Origin of the sequence: Vibrio mediterranei (genome assembly GCF_013364395.1) — a bacterium.
Classification (GTDB): Bacteria; Pseudomonadota; Gammaproteobacteria; order Enterobacterales; family Vibrionaceae; genus Vibrio; species Vibrio mediterranei.
In genome coordinates, this window is record NZ_JABXGK010000008.1 from 1,239,955 (window position 1) to 1,259,417 (window position 19,463).

The 19,463-nt window shown below is 45.1% G+C and carries 17 protein-coding genes; 11 read left to right on the forward strand and 6 right to left on the reverse strand.

What is annotated here, in order from left to right; all coding sequences use genetic code 11:
* The first annotated feature begins 78 nt into the window (after window positions 1-78).
* From HOP38_RS22645 to HOP38_RS22665, 5 genes are all read left to right on the forward strand, one after another.
* Complete coding sequence (locus tag HOP38_RS22645; RefSeq protein ID WP_006069479.1) at window positions 79-1,329, forward strand: ABC transporter substrate-binding protein; 1,251 nt, start codon at window positions 79-81, stop codon at window positions 1,327-1,329.
* A 76-nt stretch (window positions 1,330-1,405) separates the two neighbouring features.
* A complete protein-coding gene (locus HOP38_RS22650) occupies window positions 1,406-2,491 on the forward strand; it encodes an ABC transporter ATP-binding protein (protein ID WP_006069478.1) in 1,086 nt (361 codons plus the stop codon).
* Window positions 2,492-2,517: 26 nt separating this feature from the next.
* Entirely contained in the window at window positions 2,518-3,522 is a 1,005-nt protein-coding gene (locus HOP38_RS22655; protein ID WP_006069477.1) for a carbohydrate ABC transporter permease, read from the forward strand.
* Window positions 3,512-4,348 (forward strand): carbohydrate ABC transporter permease, encoded by an 837-nt coding sequence (locus HOP38_RS22660; RefSeq protein WP_006069476.1) that lies wholly within the window; start codon window positions 3,512-3,514, stop codon window positions 4,346-4,348. Before HOP38_RS22655 ends, HOP38_RS22660 begins: the two co-directional genes overlap by 11 nt.
* Before the next feature lie 163 nt (window positions 4,349-4,511).
* Window positions 4,512-4,685: a hypothetical protein gene (locus HOP38_RS22665; RefSeq protein WP_006069475.1), complete on the forward strand. Its 174-nt coding sequence runs from the start codon at window positions 4,512-4,514 to the stop codon at window positions 4,683-4,685.
* Between the two features lie 41 nt (window positions 4,686-4,726).
* Here HOP38_RS22665 and HOP38_RS22670 read toward each other — a convergent pair whose 3' ends face one another.
* Together HOP38_RS22670 and cra are read right to left on the reverse strand one after the other, a co-directional pair.
* Window positions 4,727-6,394, reverse strand: coding sequence for a glycoside hydrolase family 9 protein (locus HOP38_RS22670; RefSeq protein ID WP_198559056.1), 1,668 nt, complete (start codon window positions 6,392-6,394; stop codon window positions 4,727-4,729).
* A 152-nt stretch (window positions 6,395-6,546) separates the two neighbouring features.
* Window positions 6,547-7,524 carry a catabolite repressor/activator gene (gene cra / locus HOP38_RS22675; RefSeq protein ID WP_006069473.1) on the reverse strand — a complete coding sequence of 326 codons (978 nt, stop codon included), beginning with the start codon at window positions 7,522-7,524 and terminating at the stop codon, window positions 6,547-6,549.
* A gap of 311 nt (window positions 7,525-7,835) precedes the next feature.
* Here cra and fruB point away from each other — a divergent pair, with 311 nt between their 5' ends.
* The 4 genes from fruB (at window position 7,836) to HOP38_RS22695 (ending at window position 12,473) form a co-directional block, all read left to right on the forward strand.
* The gene (gene fruB, locus HOP38_RS22680; protein WP_198559057.1) at window positions 7,836-8,969 is read left to right on the forward strand and encodes a fused PTS fructose transporter subunit IIA/HPr protein; all 1,134 of its coding nucleotides are present in this window, start codon (window positions 7,836-7,838) and stop codon (window positions 8,967-8,969) included.
* Window positions 8,970-8,979: 10 nt separating this feature from the next.
* On the forward strand, window positions 8,980-9,930 hold the full coding sequence (gene pfkB / locus HOP38_RS22685) for a 1-phosphofructokinase (protein ID WP_198559058.1): 951 nt from the start codon (window positions 8,980-8,982) through the stop codon (window positions 9,928-9,930).
* Between the two features lie 57 nt (window positions 9,931-9,987).
* Complete coding sequence (gene fruA, locus HOP38_RS22690; protein WP_198559059.1) at window positions 9,988-11,724, forward strand: PTS fructose transporter subunit IIBC; 1,737 nt, start codon at window positions 9,988-9,990, stop codon at window positions 11,722-11,724.
* Between the two features lie 167 nt (window positions 11,725-11,891).
* On the forward strand, window positions 11,892-12,473 hold the full coding sequence (locus HOP38_RS22695) for a mechanosensitive ion channel family protein (protein ID WP_006069468.1): 582 nt from the start codon (window positions 11,892-11,894) through the stop codon (window positions 12,471-12,473).
* Between the two features lies 1 nt (window position 12,474).
* Here the strand turns inward: HOP38_RS22695 and HOP38_RS22700 are convergent, their stop codons facing one another.
* From HOP38_RS22700 to HOP38_RS22715, 4 genes are all read right to left on the reverse strand, one after another.
* Window positions 12,475-13,527 (reverse strand): S1 family peptidase, encoded by a 1,053-nt coding sequence (locus HOP38_RS22700; protein ID WP_198559060.1) that lies wholly within the window; start codon window positions 13,525-13,527, stop codon window positions 12,475-12,477.
* Window positions 13,528-13,652: 125 nt separating this feature from the next.
* Window positions 13,653-14,729: a S1 family peptidase gene (locus HOP38_RS22705; RefSeq protein ID WP_198559061.1), complete on the reverse strand. Its 1,077-nt coding sequence runs from the start codon at window positions 14,727-14,729 to the stop codon at window positions 13,653-13,655.
* A 244-nt stretch (window positions 14,730-14,973) separates the two neighbouring features.
* The gene (gene gcvT / locus HOP38_RS22710) at window positions 14,974-16,107 is read right to left on the reverse strand and encodes a glycine cleavage system aminomethyltransferase GcvT (protein WP_198559062.1); all 1,134 of its coding nucleotides are present in this window, start codon (window positions 16,105-16,107) and stop codon (window positions 14,974-14,976) included.
* 391 nt (window positions 16,108-16,498) lie between these two features.
* Window positions 16,499-17,119, reverse strand: a complete 621-nt coding sequence (locus tag HOP38_RS22715) for a helix-turn-helix domain-containing protein (RefSeq protein WP_006069464.1) — start codon at window positions 17,117-17,119, stop codon at window positions 16,499-16,501.
* Window positions 17,120-17,513: 394 nt separating this feature from the next.
* On the opposite strand from HOP38_RS22715, the gene HOP38_RS22720 reads away from it, so the two are divergent.
* Together HOP38_RS22720 and gcvH are read left to right on the forward strand one after the other, a co-directional pair.
* Window positions 17,514-18,821 carry a serine hydroxymethyltransferase gene (locus HOP38_RS22720; protein ID WP_006069463.1) on the forward strand — a complete coding sequence of 436 codons (1,308 nt, stop codon included), beginning with the start codon at window positions 17,514-17,516 and terminating at the stop codon, window positions 18,819-18,821.
* 34 nt (window positions 18,822-18,855) lie between these two features.
* Entirely contained in the window at window positions 18,856-19,236 is a 381-nt protein-coding gene (gene gcvH, locus HOP38_RS22725; protein WP_006069462.1) for a glycine cleavage system protein GcvH, read from the forward strand.
* The last annotated feature ends 227 nt before the right edge of the window (window positions 19,237-19,463 follow it).

Consider the following 19,463-nt stretch of genomic DNA (forward strand, 5'->3'; position numbering starts at 1 on the left):
GCTAGCATCAACCACAAAGTGACTCAGCACTAAAGAACAAAAACTGAGCGCTTACCCTAATAAGAAAGAGATAGAGCAATGAAAACAGCATTAAAATACTCCAAACTTGTCTCTGCTATCGCGCTAGCAACACTGTCTGGCACGGCATGGGCGCAAACGACGCTAAATGTGGCAGCATTTGCAAACTACGACCAGGCAATTCGTATGGCGATCCCGATGTTTGAAAAAGAGAATCCAGACATCAAAATCAACCTAACCTCTTTGGCATTCGATGATCACCACACAGCGATGACAACCTCACTGTCGACGGGTGCGAACGTACCCGATGTAATGGCAATTGAAGTGGGCTATATCGGCCGATTCGCCAACGCAGGCGGCTTGGAAGATCTTAATCAACCACCTTACAACGCAGGCACATTTGCTGATACTTTCTCACCATTTACAGTACCTTTAGGCCAAAACAACAAAGGCGAGCAATCAAGCCTACCGGTTGATATCGGCCCGGGTGCGATTTTCTATCACAGTGAAGTATTGGCCAAAGCTGGTGTGACCCAAGAAGAACTGCTGCGTGACTGGGACTCATTCATTGAATCTGGCAAGAAAATCAAAGAGAAAACCGGCTCCTACCTTGTTGCAGACGCGGTGGACATTAAAGATATCGTTATCCGCTCTGGTCTAAAAGATGGCGAATCTATCTACTTCGATCAAGACAACAAAATCATGGTCGAGTCCGATCGTTTTAAAGAAGCTTTCAAACTCGCAAAACAAGTGCGTGATGCTCATCTCGATGCGCAGGTAAAAGCATGGAGTACGGAGTGGACCGAAGGTCTGCGTCGCGGTGATATTGCCAGCCAGATGATGGGCTCTTGGCTTGGTGGGCACTTTAACGGCTGGATCTCTCCGGGAGAAAACGTCTGGCGCACCGCAGACCTTCCTGCTAATACATTTGCAAGCTGGGGTGGCTCATTCTTGGCAATTCCAAAACGCGCGGACCATAAAGATGAAGCATGGAAGTTCATTGAATTCATGAGTCAACGTGTTGATATTCAAATGGAAGTGTTCGAGCAGCTCAATATCTTCCCTTCTCTTATCGAAGCGCAAAATTCCGAATTTATGGAACAACCTGTTGAATACTTAGGTGGAACTCAAGCTCGCATGCAGTGGAAACTGGCCGCCGCCAACATCCCTGCAATTAAGGCACATCGACATGATCCTATTGCCGAGCAGATCGTCGATGACGCGCTTCAATCGGTACTGACTCGTAATGTAGAGATCGATAAGGCGCTATCAGATGCCGCACGTCAAATTAAGCGCCGCGCTCGTCGTTAATCCCGTTTCATCAATTTTTAAGACATCCTCCTAGCGATTGCTAGGAGTGATGCTCGATTTAGGTAAGTAGAAAACTATGGCTTCTGTAACATTTAAGAACTTAAAAAAGCGCTACGGCAAAACTGAAGTCGTTAAGCAGTTTGATCTGCATATTAACGATGGTGAGTTTGTCGTATTTCTGGGACCATCTGGCTGCGGCAAATCCACGACGCTACGCATGTTGGCTGGATTAGAAGAGATTTCTGAGGGCGAAATCTATATCGGAGACCGCTTAGTCAACGACCTTCACCCAACTGATCGTGATACCGCCATGGTTTTTCAAAGCTATGCCCTTTACCCACATATGACGGTGGAGCAAAACATCGCATTTCCTCTTAAAATGGCTGGTCGCAGCAAAGATGATATCAAACAACAAGTTGCTGCCGTAGCTGACTCCTTGGAACTCACTCCGTTACTCAAACGTTATCCAAAAGCCTTATCCGGTGGACAAAGACAGCGCGTGGCGATGGGGCGAGCGATGGTACGTGTTCCCTCTGTCTTTCTGTTTGATGAACCACTGTCTAACCTTGATACCAAATTAAGAGGCAGCATGCGCGCTGAAATCAAAGCGATGCATCAGAAGTTAAAAACGACAACGCTATACGTCACTCATGATCAAGTAGAAGCCATGAGTCTTGCCGATCGAGTCGTGATTTTAAAAGATGGCTATGTGGCACAAATTGGCACACCTAAAGAGATTTTCGACGCCCCATCGTGTCGTTTTGTCGCCACCTTTATCGGCAGTCCTGAAATGAACATGATTCCCGCGACTATGCCTCACTCACGTGGTCTGAATATCAGCAATCAAGTTGTTGAACTTGACCGCTGCCTGCACAATTCACATGAAGGCATCGAGTATGGTGTGCGTCCAAGCGATTTGTATCTTAATAAACAAGCCATTGAGTCAGACAACATTGCCAGCGTTAAAGTACGTTTGATTCACGCTGAACTTCTTGGATCTATGTATCACTTACACTGCCAGTTAGGTGACAACAAAATTCTTGCCGAAATCGATTCGTCAGACTCCCTCACTCGACTTGAAGGTGAAGACATCGAGCTATTTTTCGATGTTAAACGAACGCATGTATTTAATGCCGAAGGCAAAGTTTTACATGCAGCCTAATCGAGTATCGTTACAGGGAGTCCAACATGTCTGTTAGCATAACCTCTACCAATAAACCCAGTGAAAATACTGGTACTTGGCATCAATGGCGAGCCAAGAGTCATAAATGGGTACCCTACCTGTTTATTAGTCCATTTTTCATTATTTTCTTAGCATTTGGTGTGTTCCCAATGCTGTTCTCTCTCTACCTTTCCTTTCATTATTGGGAGCCAGCGGCTGGTCTCAGTGCGATGGAATGGGTGGGTTGGGAAAACTACCAATTTGCGCTTACCGACGATTGGTTCCACAAATCGCTCTACAACACATTCTGGATGGCACTGGCATCAGGCGTTCCACAACACTTAGTCGCCATACCTCTGGCTTTCTTCATCCATACCAGTTTTAAGCGTGCCAGAAATGGAGTCATCGGCGTCTACTTTCTGCCTTACATTACTTCAACCGTTGCGGTGGCGATGATCTTTACTACGCTATTTTCACGAGACTATGGCTTAGTAAATATGGTCCTTACCTCTATAGGTACTATTTCCATTGGCGGTATAGAGCCGTTTGCATGGATCTTCCCAACGCAAAACATCGACTGGAATCAGCCCGAATATACTAAAGGCATGATTTCATTCGTGGTGTTTTGGCGTTATGTGGGTTGGAATACCATTCTCTACCTCTCAGCGATGCAAACTATTCCAAAAGACCTGTATGAAGCTGCCACCATTGATGGGGCAAGCAGAATAAAGCAGTTCTTCTACATTACGCTGCCAATGCTTAAACCGATGATGTTCTTCGCGATTACGCTGTCGATCATTGGTAGTCTGCAAATTTTCGAAGAACCCTTCATCATTACCAATGGGACGGGCGGTATAGACCAAGCCGGTAAATCTGCGGCTATGCATATGTACATTACTGCATTCCAAGAAGGTGATTTTGGTACTGCCTCCGCGATCTCTTGGATTCTATTTATGATTATTGCCGCTCTATCTTGGGGCAACAACAAACTGTTCTCTGAGAAAAACCGAGGAGCAAACGATGAAGACTAATTTCTCCGCAGGACAAATCACCGCCTACAGTTTCGTCGCCTTTGGTGCGATCGTTATGTTAGCTCCGTTCTACTTTATGTTTGTTTTTGCGACTCACGATAATACGGCCATTATGTCGGTGCCGCCTCCACTGTGGTTTGGTGACGAGTTAGGCAACAACTTAACCGCGCTCATTGATTACTTACCCTACTTTTGGAAAAACTTAGGTTGGAGCTTCTACATTGCTGCTATCACAACAGCCTTGAACCTGCTGTTTTGTTCACTTGCTGGCTATGCATTTGCTATGTTTGAGTTTCGATACAAAAAGATGTTGTTCGTGTTCATTATGGGCACACTCATGCTACCCGCGTTTTTGAGCATGATTCCGACCGCTTTAATCATGTCGATTCTCGGTTGGATGAATACGCCAAAAGCGCTCTATGTCCCTATGGCATGTGGGGCGATGGGCATCTTCTTGATGAGACAATATATCGGCAGCGCCATTCCAAGAGAGCTGATTGAAGCGGCGAGAATGGACGGTTGTAGCGAGTTCGGAATTTACTGGCGCATTGTTGTGCCATTGATCAAACCTGCGTTGGGTACGCTGGGTCTTGTGGTATTCATTGGTCAATGGAATAACTTCATGGGTCCACTGGTTGTTATGAACGATATGGAAATGTACACAGTTCCGCTCGCGTTGCGTGCGTTGCAAGGTAGTACCGGACTGGTTCCTTACGGCGCAATTTTCAGTGGAGTCGCTATCGCCGTGCTACCGCTCATGGTGATGTTTGTGATCAGCTCTCGTAAGCTTATCGACGGCTTAACCGCAGGAGCCGTGAAAGGTTAATCCTACCTAACTGGGCGCTTAATACCAAAGCGCCCTTCGTTCTGTCCTCTGCCGCTCAATTCACCAGCAACCAAATTTCATATGGTTGTATAGCCATCTCTTTCAATCTATAGTGTTTGCTTATAACTACAATATAAATGACCCAAGGATTAGGAGTGGTAACATGAAAAAGTATCAAGCACTATTGGCAATGGGCGCTCTTATAGTGATCGCAGGTTGTGCACCATCAAATGAATATCGCAATAACCAAGAAATTGGCAACAAAATGGAGCAAGACGCTCAGCGTGAAAAAGAGATTTGCACTGCGTTAGGCGATATTAACTGCGCTCAGCAGTAACCAATTCTACCCTCTTACGCTCGGTAAGAGGGTGACTTATCTTACTCTTCCTGATAGTAGTCAATTACGGCGAGCAAACCGATTAATGCCGCATTGTAGTCAATGGCAAACTCATTCACAGCGTACGACTTTTCATCATCAACATAACTCAGCATTCCCAAGTCTTTAGGCGCGATGCCTGCTTGCCCTTTTATATTTGGTCCTCCCACCAAGAAACCTGGGAGACTTACACCTGTGCCAATTCGATATAAATGATGGAGATGTCTTACCGCATGAGTTCCAAAGTGGGTCACGTAACTCATATTAAAACCATTCGCACCAAGCAAGTAGTCTAGTTGAGCTTGAACCAACCACTGGTAATCCCGTTTACCAGAGATAATATCGTTCCAAGCAAGCAAGATACCAATCTCGGCAACCATTTTGTTGGAACCCCAAATGAACTTTCGGTTGGCAACATAGAAGGGTGATTGCTGAGCGCTCTTAGCATAATCACGCGCGACACTATCTAGATCCCTTTTCATAGATTCAACCAACTTGGTGTTGGTTTCAGTCATAATGTGCCATACCCCCATAAGCGCTGGATTTTTCCATTCAAAAAAATCGAGCATTGGGCGTCCGGTGGCAACAAGCTGGGAATAATGCGACTCAACATAGGACAGATAACTCTCTTTGTTAGCTGTGATATAGAGTTCTGCTGCCGCCCAAATTCTATCGTCGACGTCGGTCTCCAGCGCAATTTCTTTATCAAACTGGTTGTAAATGTAAGGGCCAGAACCACTGTCGTCCTCTTTTTGCCAATCGATATATTGCTCAGGTTGAGTCTCTAAATAACGCCATGCCAATTCTGCCGCAGCGAGCATTTGCTTTGACAAGGTTTTATCAAATGGTTGATAGATGCGCGATGCGAACGCTAGTGTAGCGGCAAACTTTGCGGTATCTGGCGTACTGACGCCATAGATATATCGAGTTTGGGTATCCAACCAAGGTGGAATTTTAGCAGGCCACGTCGCACCAGATAGCTTGCGATACACTGCTCCGTCTTTGCGCTGCATCTTCATCATCCAGTTCAGCTCATATAGCGCTTCAACTAAGATTGGGGGCATTGCTCCGTTAGGAGAATCAAACTGATTCGGTGACTGTCGATAAGCTTCAAGCATTCTCGCTACGGTAATTGTCGCCGTGGCGATATATTTACCAAAGTCACCAGCATCATACCAACCTCCACTAGCATCAATAACTGTCCCTTTAGGGTTAAATTCATCACCACGAAAAATCTCACCGTCTTTGATATGACTTGGCGGCCTCGCCATGCCTGTTACTGGTGAATACACGGCCTCACCAGAGCGCTGCAAAAACAACGCGTGTACTAAAGCAGTTTGCAACCCTTGGTAAACATTGTTTTTTATTTCGAAGGGTACCGAACGCTTATCTGCTGATTTTAGGACATACCAGCCAGGTTCGGCGACAACAGAAAAATCAGCAACATAAACCGGTTTGCCGTTGGGTAAATGGCTATTGTAGGTCAGGGGAAACCGAGCGACCTTAACGTCATTGGGAATGGCAAGCAGATCAAGGTGCTTGCTTTCTGGATCGACCCAATACGCCCGTTTATTTGCGGAAGGTTCATAACCTAATTGGTTAACGACAATATCGTTGGCGTACGTCACCCAAGACAACATCACCGTAGCCCAAAGCATCAAACCTTTCATCGCGACTCCTTTACCGTCTTCCACCGAGAATATCGTTTGAAAGCAGTCTAGTAATCGGTTGATTGGTTTCCAGTAAACCCGCGATTAATTGCTTGAAATGTCGTGGGAAGTAGAGGGAAGCAATGACTTCAGATAAAAACGGCTACGCTTACCTACCTCATCTTTAGCTTCCTTGGAATAAGCTCAACTCCATGCTTATAACGCTTCGCAGACGCGTTTAACGCCAGCTCCAAAGCGCTATCGCAAATCAGCTCAAACTGCTGAGGTAACGAGTTTACTTTGGTCGGAAGAAAATCCAATAAACGGTTGTCACCAAATGTGGCGAGTTTAATCTTGCTCATTAACTCGGGCTGTTCGATAAGGACATCCAACACCCCCTCAAGCAAGGTATAAGACGTTGTCACAATAGCATCAGGAATAGAGTTCGCCTCAACCCAGTCACTAAACACACGCTTACCTTCGTCGTTATTAAAGTGCTCACCATACGTTACGTAACACTCGATACCCGCATCTTTCGCCGCGGACTCAAAACCCAACTGACGTTCACGAGAAATATTCAGTTCGGGCAGAGCTCCGATAAGTCCAACCGATTGCGTGCTGGTATCGATAACCGAGTTAGTAAGTTCAAACGCTGCACCAAAATCTTCACTAATCACACAACTAAAGTGTTCATCGTCCAACGAACGGTCAATCGCAATCACAGGGGTGCCACGATTTTGGATCGTAAGATAAAAGTCACTGGCTTCTGTTATAGCACTGGCAACAAACAACGCATCAATTCGACGAGAAACCAAGGCATCAGCTACAAGTTTTTCCGTTTCAGGATCATCATCTGAGCAACCGATTAGAATTTGGAACCCTGCTTTACGAGAGTTTTGTTCGAGCAGTTTTGCAATACGTGCATAACTGGTGTTCTCCAAATCAGGAATAATCAAACCAAATGAACGACTATGGCCAGCACGGAGTGATGATGCCGCATGATCTGGACGGTAATTATGCTGTTCGACAACGGCCATTACCTTTTTTTGGGTTTTTTCAGAAATTCGATATTTCTGTGCTTTACCGTTGATTACATAGCTTGCTGTGGTCTTTGAGACCCCCGCTAACTTCGCTATTTCATCTAAAGTCATAACTCGATCCTTTTTGTGCGATGGATCATATAAATGAATTCCAACCTAACTGACAAGTTGAATTATAAGCTGAATCGGTTCAGTATAAAAGCTGAAAGGATTCAGCAAAGTTCACAGTTTTGAAAACTGACCTATATTTACAGTGACGTTGTCAGATAAAAATGTCAGTGAACATAGGAACTAGCACAGCAAAGTCGGTACAGCAAATACGCTTTGCTGAATTTTTTTAAAATTTTGCTGAATCGATTCAGTTGAGCTAAAAGCAGAACAAAGAATCGATTCAAGAACAAGAATAACGTGGGTGAGCGAACATGCTTGAACTAAACAGTAGTAACATCAAACTAAATCAATCGTCGGACGACAAACTAAGCGCAATCAAAGTGATTGCTGCTGATCTAACAGAAAAGGGCTTAGTTCAAGAAGGTTATGTCGACGGTATGCTTAATCGTGAAGGTCAAAACTCTACCTTCTTGGGCAACGGTATTGCCATTCCACACGGCACAACAGACACACGCGGTCTTGTAAAACAAACTGGTGTTGCGGTTCATCACTTCCCTAACGGTGTTGATTGGGGCGACGGCAACACTGCTTACGTCGCAATTGGTATTGCCGCAAAATCAGATGAGCACTTAGGCATCCTAAAACAGCTTACCAAAGTACTGTCTGCTGACGGCGTTGAACAAAAGCTTAAGCAAGCGAAGTCAGCAAACGAAATCATCGCTCTACTTAATGGTGATGTTCAGCTTGAAGCAGATTTTGACGCATCACTTATCCAACTTAACTTCCCTGCAAGCGACATGGTTCAAATGGCAGCAGTCGCTGGCGGTCTGCTAAAAAATACTGGCGGTGCTGGAACAGAATTCGTTGCAGACCTAGTGACTAAATCCCCTACTCACCTAGGTAAAGGTTTGTGGCTAGTGAGCAGCGACAAGGCGGTGACTCGCACAGGTATGGCGTTTGTTTCAACCATCAATCAATGTGAGTTAGACGGTACACCAGTACACGCTCTGATCGCATTTGCAGCTTGTAACAATGCTCACCAATCTATGCTCAACAAAATCACTGAAGTGGTATTCAAGCAAGAGCAAGAGAAGTTGCTATCACTATCCGCAGAACAGGTGCTGGGTTTCTTCACTGGCGAAGAAGTAGCAAGTGCCAATGTGACAGACGGAAACGTTGCCGTATTTAAGATTAAGAATGCGCATGGTTTGCACGCTCGTCCAGGTGCAATGTTAGTGGCAGAAGCGAAGAAATTCGAATCAACCATTACGGTTTCTAACCTAAACGGTGAAGGTAAAGCGGTTAACGCGAAGAGCCTAATGAAAGTGATTGCTCTAGGAGTAAAACATGGTCACGAATTGCAGTTCTCTGCTGAAGGCCCTGATGCAGCAGAGGCACTAGAAGCCATTGGTAAAGCGATCGCTTCCGGCCTTGGTGAAGGTTAAGGAGCTCGTCATGACAGCACAAACTAATAAAGTGGTAACTATTACACTTAACCCCGCACTAGATCTCACAGGGAGTTTAGATACCTTAAACACAGGTTCGGTGAGTCTGGTTAATCAAGGCTCTCTACATGCTGCGGGAAAAGGTGTCAACGTAGCGAAAGTACTTAGTGATTTAGGCGCAGACGTTACTGTGACAGGTTTCCTAGGCAGCGACAACCAAGAGCTGTTCTGCCAACTTTTCGAGCAGATGGGTGCCAAAGACCACTTTATTCGAGTCTCAGGCTCTACTCGCATCAACGTGAAACTGGTCGAGAAGAACGGCGCAGTGAGCGACATTAACTTCCCAGGTGTAGAAGTCGACGAAGCAGCAATCCGTCAATTTGAAGCCACGCTTGATGAGTTGATGCAAGAGCACAATTACTTTGTCTTCGCGGGGAGTTTACCTCGCGGTATTAGTAGCGAGCAATGTGCAAATTGGATCGAACGATTAGAGCAAAAAGGCAAACGCGTACTGTTCGATAGCAGCCGCGAAGCGCTCGCCAAAGGTCTAGATTCTAAGCCATGGCTAATCAAACCTAACGACGAAGAACTGTCTCAGTTCGTTGGTCGTCATTTAGAAACTCAAGAACAATGTTTAGAAGCAGCAGAGTCAATTTCAGACAAAGGCATTACCAATATTGTTGTTTCTATGGGTGCCGATGGCGTGCTTTGGTTTGAAAACAACCAATGGCTACAAGCAAAACCACCAAGAATGAATGTCGTTAGCACCGTTGGTGCGGGCGACACTCTGGTTGCAGGACTATGTTGGGGTCACATGCAATCATTCGCTAAAGAAGAATTACTCTCCTTTGCAACTGCACTGTCTGCTTTGGCGGTAAGTCAAGTGGGTGTTGGAGTGCCAAGCATTGAAGAAGTTAAATCACTACAACAACAAATACTGTTACAAGAGCTGAGCCGCTAATCGATCCGAATCTTTGATTCTGATTTTGTGGCACTTATGGACACAAAGGTCAAACCTATGAAAATTTCAATTATTACAGCCTGCCCTAGTGGGGTAGCAAACAGCATTATCGCAGCCGGATTGCTCGATCAAGCGGCTAAAGCACTTGGATACGATGCAACTATCGAATGTCACTCAAGTGTTGTTGAAACACAAACACTAACTGACGCGCAAATTGCTGACTCGGAAGTGGTGATTGTTGCCGCAAATGCGCCTGTGGATACACAGCGCCTAGTAGGTAAGAAAGTCTACCAAGCGAGCATTTCCGAGTGCACAACGGATCCAAAAGCGTTCCTAGCTAACGCAATCGAAAAAGCGACTGAGCTAACCGAAGGTACATCAGTTACTCCAGTTGCAGTTGAACAAACTGGTGGCGCGAAGAAAATCGTTGCTATCACGGCCTGTCCAACAGGTGTTGCACACACCTTCATGGCAGCAGAGGCACTAGAAGAACACGGTAAACGTCTAGGTCACACAATTAAAGTGGAAACTCGCGGCTCAGTAGGCGCTAAAAACCAGCTGACTGCTCAAGAGATCGCTGATGCTGACTTAGTCATCATTGCCGCTGATATTGAAGTGCCTCTTGATCGCTTTGACGGCAAGCTTTTGTACAAAACCAGTACAGGTCTAGCACTTAAGAAAACTGAACAAGAAATAGATAAGGCCTTCGCTTCAGCGACTACTTACACTCACTCAGGTGCAAGTAATCAAGCAGGCGCAACAGAAGAGAAAAAAGGCGTTTATAAGCACCTTATGACTGGCGTATCTCACATGCTACCTGTTGTTGTAGCAGGTGGCTTGATCATCGCTCTGTCGTTCGTATTCGGTATCGAAGCATTTAAAGAAGAAGGCACATTAGCGGCTGCGCTTATGACCATCGGTGGTGGCAGTGCATTCGCTCTGATGATTCCTGTATTAGCGGGTTTCATTGCATTCTCAATCGCAGACCGTCCGGGTCTAGCTCCGGGTTTAATCGGCGGTATGCTGGCAAGCTCTACAGGTGCAGGTTTCCTTGGTGGTATCGCAGCAGGTTTCATTGCGGGTTATTCAGCGAAGTTGATTGCTGACAAAGTGTCTCTGCCACAGTCAATGGAAGCGCTTAAACCTATTTTGATCATCCCATTCCTAGCAAGTTTGTTCACTGGTTTGGTCATGATCTACATCGTTGGTGGTCCAGTTGCAGGCATCATGGCAGCAATGACTGACTTCCTAAACAACATGGGCAGCGCGAACGCAGTACTGCTGGGTATTATCCTTGGTGCAATGATGTGCTTCGACCTAGGTGGTCCAGTCAACAAGGCAGCATACACCTTTGGTGTTGGTCTACTAGCTTCTCAAACCTACGCTCCAATGGCAGCAATCATGGCTGCAGGTATGGTTCCTGCGTTAGGTATGGGATTGGCAACGTTCCTAGCTAAAGATAAGTTCGAAGCAGGTGAGCGTGAAGCGGGTAAAGCATCTTTTGTACTGGGTATGTGCTTCATCTCTGAAGGTGCGATTCCATTCGCAGCAAAAGACCCAATGCGTGTTATCCCATCTTGTATGATTGGTGGTGCGTTAACAGGTGCTCTATCTATGTTAGTCGGTGCGAAACTAATGGCGCCACACGGTGGTCTGTTTGTTCTACTGATTCCAGGTGCAATCTCACCAGTGCTTATGTACCTAGTGGCTATCGCGGCAGGTACGGCAGTAACTGGCTTCACTTACGCTTTCCTAAAGCGTCGTGAAGAAAGCAAAGAAGTGGCGACAGCCTAACCCATTTAAAAGTCCAAGTGAGCCTACTCACTTGGCACTATGCCACCCCCAAATAGGCATTTTCAGCGCTGCTCCTCGCAGCGCTTTTTTGTGTTTTTACTATTAGCTTGTATTCCGTCCCTTTGGGCTCCATATTCCTTATGACTTGTTAACGAACTCTGAATACCATGGAACATTTACTACGCCTAGCGAACTCAATTCCGCATACCCTCTCGGTCCAAATCTTACTTGCGATCGTGCTATTTCTTGGTTATTACCTGTTTACTAAGCTGGTAAATGGTTGGATTAAACGGTTATCAGAAACCAAGAAAGTATCTGCCGCTAGAAGCAGTTTTATCCTGAGAACTTTCAATATCGCTTTTGCCTTCATATTTATTGCCATATTCTCTATTACTGTGGGTGTTGGATACGGCGACTTATCACTGTTCTTCTCCTCAGTTTTTGCAGTATTAGGTGTCGCTCTCGTCGCACAGTGGTCAATGTTGAGCAACATAACCGCGAGTTTCTTGATCTTTTTCGTCTTTCCTTATCGTGTTGGTGACCGAATTAAGGTGGTTGATAAAGACGAGGATATTTCTGGCATTATTCAAGACATACGAATGTTCCACGTCTTAATTAGGCACGACAATGGCAACTTAATTACCTATCCAAATAGCCTAATGCTACAAAAAAGTGTGATTAAACTTGCACCTAAGAAAAAGCCGAGTACAACGACTCGACTTTACACAAGAATCAGAAAGGACTCATAACTTAGCCAAGGCGACGTCTGTATCCCGCGATGATAAGTAACGCTAGCGATGCGAACCAGGTCAGTGCCCCACCACCGCCACCTGAGGATGTGTTGGAGGAAGTCGTGCCACCAGTGTAGATGACCTGACCATTAACTGATAGATAGTCCAATCGCGCTTGTTCATCGGAAACAATAAACGGCGTTTCCGATCCGGCTAACACACTATCAATCCACGTCACATAATCCGCTATTTCTGTATATGCAGCCGTTACCAAAGATTGAGGGTCACCACACGTCGCTGGACCAAAACTCGTAATACCAACCTGCTGGTAACTACCATTATTGTTCCAGTAAATAGGACCACCGGAATCTCCCTGACACGTTCCCGCTTTCAGCCCAGTTGATTGACTAACATCGCCACTAAAACAAACCTGCTTATCTGTTAAATTATTGCCATTCTGAAAGTTTGAAGCACAATCCGCATTACTTACCCAAAACAAATTCGCCTTTTGCAAAATCGGTGTGCCATCTACACCGGAGCGTGTGTTGCCATGCCCTACAGCAACAAAGGTCTCATTGACGTTTCGATAGCTTTGCGTCGTAACACGATTAACATTACTCCCTGAAGACGCGGGTGATTCCAGTTTCAAAATAGCGATATCATTAGGCAGTAGTAAGGTAATGTTGTTGTTAAAATCAGGATGAACATATACTTCGGTGACACGGCGCCGGTCCGCATTCAAGAAATCTCGTTCACTTTCCAACATGGCAACAGCGGATGTGAAAAGTAACGCTCCCATATCACCTTCAATACAATGAGCCGCCGTCATCACATATTCCGACGTTAAGAACGTTCCCCCACAATAGGCTCCACTTGAGTAGCGACCATCGTAATCCGTAGAATCAATGTATAAGCTAACAAAAGAATCAAAGTCGTTGATTGAAGCGTCTTCCCCACCAACAATCATAGGTGCAATATCAATTTCATCCGCGTTAGTTGGTAACGTCAAAACACTTAATGAACTTAAAAGGGCAAGTAACGAACCGGAATGGTTGGCGAACCATGATTTCATAAAAAACTCCCTTTGCAACCCAACTTATCGACGACGCCATCGGAGCGGTCGTTCATAAATAAGTATAGAGCTCAACCAAGGGAGTTCGAGAAATTGTTGTTAAGCAGCAGTATCGAAAGTAAGACTCAGACTTGAATTGTCTTTCGACGTCTCATCCAGCCCAAACCAACCAGTAACACAACAAAAGAAAAATGCACCGCTCCACCACCTCCAGAGCCCGAAGAGGAACTCGAAGAAGAACCATTATTGCCAGATGAACCAATGTTATAGCCTTTACTGATCAGATAATTACGCCTCGCAGTATCGTTGGACACATGTTTAGCTACCTCTTGTCCATTAAGGACACGATTAATCCAATCAGAATAATCCGCTATTTCGGTAAACACCGCGGTTACCGAGCGATTTTTGTCGCCACAAGGTACGGGCCCAAAGCTTGTAACACCAACCTGAACTTGTTGACCATTGTTATCCCAATAAATAGGTCCACCTGAGTCGCCTTGGCAAGTACCTGCTAACAATTTCGTCGCGTTGCTGTAATCACCGGTGAAGCAAATTTGCTTCTCCGGTGATAGATGACTACCATCCGAGAACGCACCGGCACAAACAGTATTGTTCACATACGTTAGATTCACTTTCTGCAGTACATCAAACGCATCGTGACCATAACTTGTATTGCCATGGCCAACAGCAGTAAACACGCTCGCAGGATTGCGATAGCTTTCATTATTTGGACGGTTTATTGCCGTCCCCACTCCTAATGCAGACTCTAGTTTAAGTATCGCAATGTCGTTGGGTAATAATTTATTAATATCATCCACATAGTCAGATGGATAAAATATCTCAACTACACGTCTTTTTTCCGAGTTAACGTAATCTGACTCATACTGCAAGTTAGGTGCAGCCATTGTAAGTAGCTGCGAGTCGCGATTGCCATAAACACAATGCGCCGCGGTCAAAACATATTCAGAATTAAGAAGTGTTCCCCCACAATAAGGAGAGGAAGAATAACCCACTCCATACTCTTGACCGTCCAAATATAAGCTAACAAACGACGGATAATCGGCAACATTCGCCGTACTACCGTTAACAATATAAGGTGTGACTTCGACTTGAGCGTTAGCCGGTGAAGTGATAGAAAACGCTAGCACTGTATACGCGAGCGATGTAAATGCAGCGCGTTTATAAGGTAATGATAGAATCACTAGACAGTTACTCCTTGTACACTATCGACGAACTGAGATTCATTCTCTTTTGATATCACTCTCGCCAAAAACATGCAAACAAGATATGACTTTTGTGTGGGGTTACCTCACTAATTATTTAATACCATACGGTTTTTTCATTTTGTGGCCTTTTCTATCGTTCATAGAAACAATGTCCTAAAATGAAAAAAGCACCGCTAATGCGATGCTTATTATCATCTAGTTCTGTGTTGTAGAACTGTGTTTAGCCACGGTAGTAGCGTTGAGGAACGAATGGCATTTTCTCTACTGTCATAGCCAGCTTTTTACCACGAACATCAGCAAATACTTCGGTACCGATTGCCGCGAATTCAGTCGCAACATAAGCCATTGATACAGGCTTGCCTGCTGTAGGACCAGCAGTACCACTTGTCACGATACCGATTTCGTTATCATTAGCATCAAACAACTTCGCACCTTCACGAACAGGTGCTTTGGTTTGACCAACAAGACCAACACGTTTGCGTGCTACATCTTTAGTTTCGATTTGCTTTAGGATAATGTCTGCACCCGGGAAGCCACCAGCACGCTCACCGTCAGCACGGCGAACCTTTTGAATGCCCCATAGCAGGCTCGCTTCAACTGGTGTCGTCGTCGTATCCAGATCATGACCATATAGACACAGGCCACATTCCAGACGAAGTGAGTCACGGGCGCCAAGACCAATCCACTCTACTTCTTCAAAGTCTGTTAGAGATTTCGCCAGTGCTTCTGCATTTGCAGATGGTACCGAAATTTCATAACCATCTTCTCCAGTGTAACCTGAACGACTAACAATGCACTCAACGCCATTGATGTCGAGTTTTCTCACGTCCATAAATAGCATATCTGCTACTTCAGGTTGTACACGAGCCAACACTTCAGCGGCCTTTGGCCCTTGAAGCGCAAGCAGAGCACGATCTTCAATCACTTCCATTTCTACGCCATCAGTAAGGTGCGCTTCCAAGTGAGTGATGTCTTGTTCTTTACATGCAGCATTTACGACTACAAACAAGTGGTCGCCTAGATTCGCAACCATCAAGTCGTCCATGATGCCACCTTCTTCATTAGTGAAGAAAGCATAACGCTGCTTACCTTCCGGTAAATCGATAATATCAACTGGCACCAATGACTCTAAAATCTTCGCTGCGTTTTCTCCGTATAAACGCACTTGTCCCATGTGAGACACATCAAACAGACCAGCCGCATCGCGACAATGCAAGTGCTCTTTCTTCACACCAAGTGGATACTGAACTGGCATATCATAGCCAGCAAAAGGAACCATCTTCGCCCCCACTTCCACGTGTAATGCATGCAGTGGTGTTTTCAACAAATCTTGGGTTGCTTGTTCTTGAGCCATTGTATTCTCCATTGGGTCGGGCTGCATTAATTAGCCCTGCTCCTAAATCGGGGATGTCTAAATTCCGCTATCCCTAATTTATCTGCTTTGCAGTAGGAATGGCGGAGCATGAGTTATCGCACCTTACGTCTTATAGTTGACGCCTATACGAAGTTAGATTTTCGTCATTTGGAAACCTTGTTTCCTATAATAAACAAGAATGCGCCCATTTTTCACCTTTAACAAGATATGAACACTCAAAAATGTGACATTTAACATTCCATTCACAGATTAACAGGCATGAAAAAAGCGTGGTTTCGACGACATTTTCATCAAAACCACGCTCGTTCACGACTTTTAAACACAAAAGCAAACGTTTGCCTTTATTATAGGAAACTATCTCGTTTGACGATTATTTCGCCGTCACCCACAAAATATGGGCATCTTCTTCACTGACGGATATCAGCATATGACCCATATTTGCGTCGTAATACACACTATCTCCCGCCGACATTATCATCGGCTCATAAAACTCAGAAAAGAACTTCACTTCCCCTGAGAGAATCAGCAAAAATTCCTCACCATCATGTCGTACCCAGTCACCATATTCTTCGAAGGTTCTAGCCCTAACAGTACTCTTAAAAGGCATCATCTTTTTGTTTGATAGCTGAGTGGCAAGTAACTCATGCTCGTAGGTAGGTGTTGGGTGAGGTTTACCTTCACCTCGACGAGTAAAATCACGACGACCGGTTGCCACCTTTTTCTTAGGCGGTTCAAATAGTTGCGGCATATCTATATGCAAGCCCAATGCAAGTTTTTGCATGGCTTGAAACGTTGGCGATATCTGTTCGTTTTCAATCTTACTTAACGTTGAACGTGCAAGGCCAGTTCTTTGACTCGCTTCTTCTAACGTCAGTCCTAGTTTGGCGCGAATATCTTTAATTCTTTCGCCTAGTTTTAGAGGCTCAATGTTCTCATCACCTTCCTTCGCTAAAGTCAGCGATGGGTATTCATCATAGATGTCTTCTGACATGCTTTCCCTCTTCTACCAGTAACTTCCTGTGACTCATTTTCATTGTTGCATGAAGCTGTGTCTTTATTAAAGACCATGTACAAAAATAAAGCGTGCTCTCCGTAACAGTTTTGGAAACTGTGTTTCCTATAGGAAATTTTTGATTGATTGTTGGTGCCGAGCGAGGTATGTTATCGGCTTGTTAGATGAAGAGATGCATTAGCGAGTACAGGTCCGTTGCGTTGTTAACTCCAACCTGTGCCGTTTTTTTGAATGATTTAGTCCTACTTTTTGGGACATTCTCGCGCTGCAACATTGGACTTTTGTTTCGTCCAAGCAGTACTAAGACAAGCCTCAGTCAGTACCAACAATAGGTAATAAAAGGCACTGATTGAACAATGGAAGGTTCACCGCCATGAATGCTCAGTACTTGAAAAGCTACCAAAATCACAGCCTAGAAAGCTTCTTCTCAACCAACCTGTCTGCTACAGACGACGCAGTATTCACCGGAATACAAGCCGAGTTTGTCCGTCAAAATGAACAAATCGAGCTTATCGCTTCTGAGAACATCGTTTCTAAAGCGGTAATGCAAGCACAAGGCACATGCCTAACCAACAAATACGCAGAAGGTTACCCAAACCGTCGCTACTACGGTGGCTGTGAACACGTAGATACAGTCGAAGCTATTGCTATTGAACGTGCAAAAACCCTTTTTAAGTGTGAATACGCAAACGTTCAACCTCACTCTGGCGCACAAGCAAACGGCGCAGTTAAGCTAGCCCTTTTACAGCCGGGTGACACCATTATGGGTATGTCGCTTGATGCAGGTGGTCACTTAACTCACGGCGCACGTCCAGCACTGTCTGGTAAATGGTTTAATGCTGTTCAATACGGCGTTGATAAAGATACATTAGAAATTAACTACGACGACGTTCGTGCCTTAGCCGTTGAACACAAACCAAAAATGATTATCGCAGGTGGTAGTGCCATTCCACGTGTTATTGATTTCGCCAAGTTCCGTGAAATTGCTGACGAAGTGGGTGCAATCCTGATGGTAGATATGGCACACATCGCAGGTCTTATCGCAACAGGTGCTCACCCTAGTCCATTACCGCATGCGCATGTTGTCACTACGACAACACACAAAACACTACGCGGCCCTCGTGGCGGCATGATCCTGACTAACCACGAAGACATCATTAAGAAGATTAACTCTGCTGTATTCCCGGGTCTTCAAGGTGGTCCACTAATGCACGTCATCGCAGCAAAAGCTGTGGCATTTGGCGAAGCTTTAGGCCCTCAGTTCTCAACTTATATCGATTCAGTGATCGCTAACGCAAAAGTTCTAGCCGAAGTATTGCAAACTCGCGGTTGTGACATTGTGACTGGCGGTACAGATACGCACCTTATGCTTGTTGACTTACGACCTAAGGGTCTGAAAGGCAACAAAACAGAAGAAGCATTGGAGCGTGCGGGGATCACATGTAACAAAAATGGCATCCCGTTTGATACAGAAAAACCTATGATTACTTCTGGTATTCGCTTAGGGACGCCAGCTGGAACCACTCGCGGTTTCGGTACTGAAGAATTCAAACTCATCGGTGAGTGGATTGGCGATGTTCTTGACGGTCTGGTAGAAAACCCTGAGGGTAACCCAGAAGTCGAACAACGTGTTCGTAAAGAAGTGAAGGCACTGTGTGCTCGCTTCCCACTTTACACTTAAAGAATAAAACATCCTTAATTTTGGAGATAAAGCAATGGATAACACTTTGAAGTTTTCTGACAGCCACGAATGGGTACGTGACAACGGTGACGGTACTGTGACTATCGGTATTTCAGAGCACGCTCAAGAGATGTTAGGTGACGTAGTATTCGTTGACCTACCAGAAGTAGAAGACGAAATCGAAGCGGGCGAAAGCTTCTCTCTAGTAGAGTCAGTGAAAGCAGCTTCCGACATTTACGCGCCAGTTTCAGGTGAAATCGTTGAAATCAACGAAGAGCTTGAAGACAGCCCTGAGCTTATCAACGAAGAGTCGTACGAAGGCGGCTGGATTGTTAAGGTGAAAATGTCTGACGCCTCTGAGCTTGAAAACCTTAAGAGTGCAGAAGAGTATCAAGCTTCTATCGAAGACGAGTAAGCAATATACAGACGTTGCTTGTCTGTTTTAGTGTCGCCTAACTTGAACCGACGCATCCGTAAAACAGCGTCGTCATCCCTGCGTAGGCAGGGATCTTATTTTAGTTGGGCACATGCTTTTAGTGATTTCAGCCTGCGCAGGAATGACGTAAAAAGTAAGAATGACGTTAAAAATTCGAGCAACGATTTTAAAGATCTCGCAGAGGATCTTTGAGAAGGTAAAGGAAT

Excerpts from the sequence above, each read along its gene's own strand:
- fruB (WP_198559057.1), top strand. The coding sequence starts at position 7,836 with ATGCTTGAACTAAACAGTAGTAACATCAAACTAAATCAATCGTCGGAC.
- gcvH (WP_006069462.1), top strand. The coding sequence starts at position 18,856 with ATGGATAACACTTTGAAGTTTTCTGACAGCCACGAATGGGTACGTGAC.
- HOP38_RS22660 (WP_006069476.1), top strand. The coding sequence starts at position 3,512 with ATGAAGACTAATTTCTCCGCAGGACAAATCACCGCCTACAGTTTCGTC.
- HOP38_RS22655 (WP_006069477.1), top strand. The coding sequence starts at position 2,518 with ATGTCTGTTAGCATAACCTCTACCAATAAACCCAGTGAAAATACTGGT.
- HOP38_RS22670 (WP_198559056.1), bottom strand. The coding sequence starts at position 6,394 with ATGAAAGGTTTGATGCTTTGGGCTACGGTGATGTTGTCTTGGGTGACG.
- HOP38_RS22645 (WP_006069479.1), top strand. The coding sequence starts at position 79 with ATGAAAACAGCATTAAAATACTCCAAACTTGTCTCTGCTATCGCGCTA.
- HOP38_RS22665 (WP_006069475.1), top strand. The coding sequence starts at position 4,512 with ATGAAAAAGTATCAAGCACTATTGGCAATGGGCGCTCTTATAGTGATC.
- pfkB (WP_198559058.1), top strand. The coding sequence starts at position 8,980 with ATGACAGCACAAACTAATAAAGTGGTAACTATTACACTTAACCCCGCA.
- HOP38_RS22700 (WP_198559060.1), bottom strand. The coding sequence starts at position 13,527 with ATGAAATCATGGTTCGCCAACCATTCCGGTTCGTTACTTGCCCTTTTA.
- fruA (WP_198559059.1), top strand. The coding sequence starts at position 9,988 with ATGAAAATTTCAATTATTACAGCCTGCCCTAGTGGGGTAGCAAACAGC.
- HOP38_RS22720 (WP_006069463.1), top strand. The coding sequence starts at position 17,514 with ATGAATGCTCAGTACTTGAAAAGCTACCAAAATCACAGCCTAGAAAGC.
- HOP38_RS22695 (WP_006069468.1), top strand. The coding sequence starts at position 11,892 with ATGGAACATTTACTACGCCTAGCGAACTCAATTCCGCATACCCTCTCG.
- HOP38_RS22650 (WP_006069478.1), top strand. The coding sequence starts at position 1,406 with ATGGCTTCTGTAACATTTAAGAACTTAAAAAAGCGCTACGGCAAAACT.
- gcvT (WP_198559062.1), bottom strand. The coding sequence starts at position 16,107 with ATGGCTCAAGAACAAGCAACCCAAGATTTGTTGAAAACACCACTGCAT.
- HOP38_RS22715 (WP_006069464.1), bottom strand. The coding sequence starts at position 17,119 with ATGTCAGAAGACATCTATGATGAATACCCATCGCTGACTTTAGCGAAG.
- cra (WP_006069473.1), bottom strand. The coding sequence starts at position 7,524 with ATGACTTTAGATGAAATAGCGAAGTTAGCGGGGGTCTCAAAGACCACA.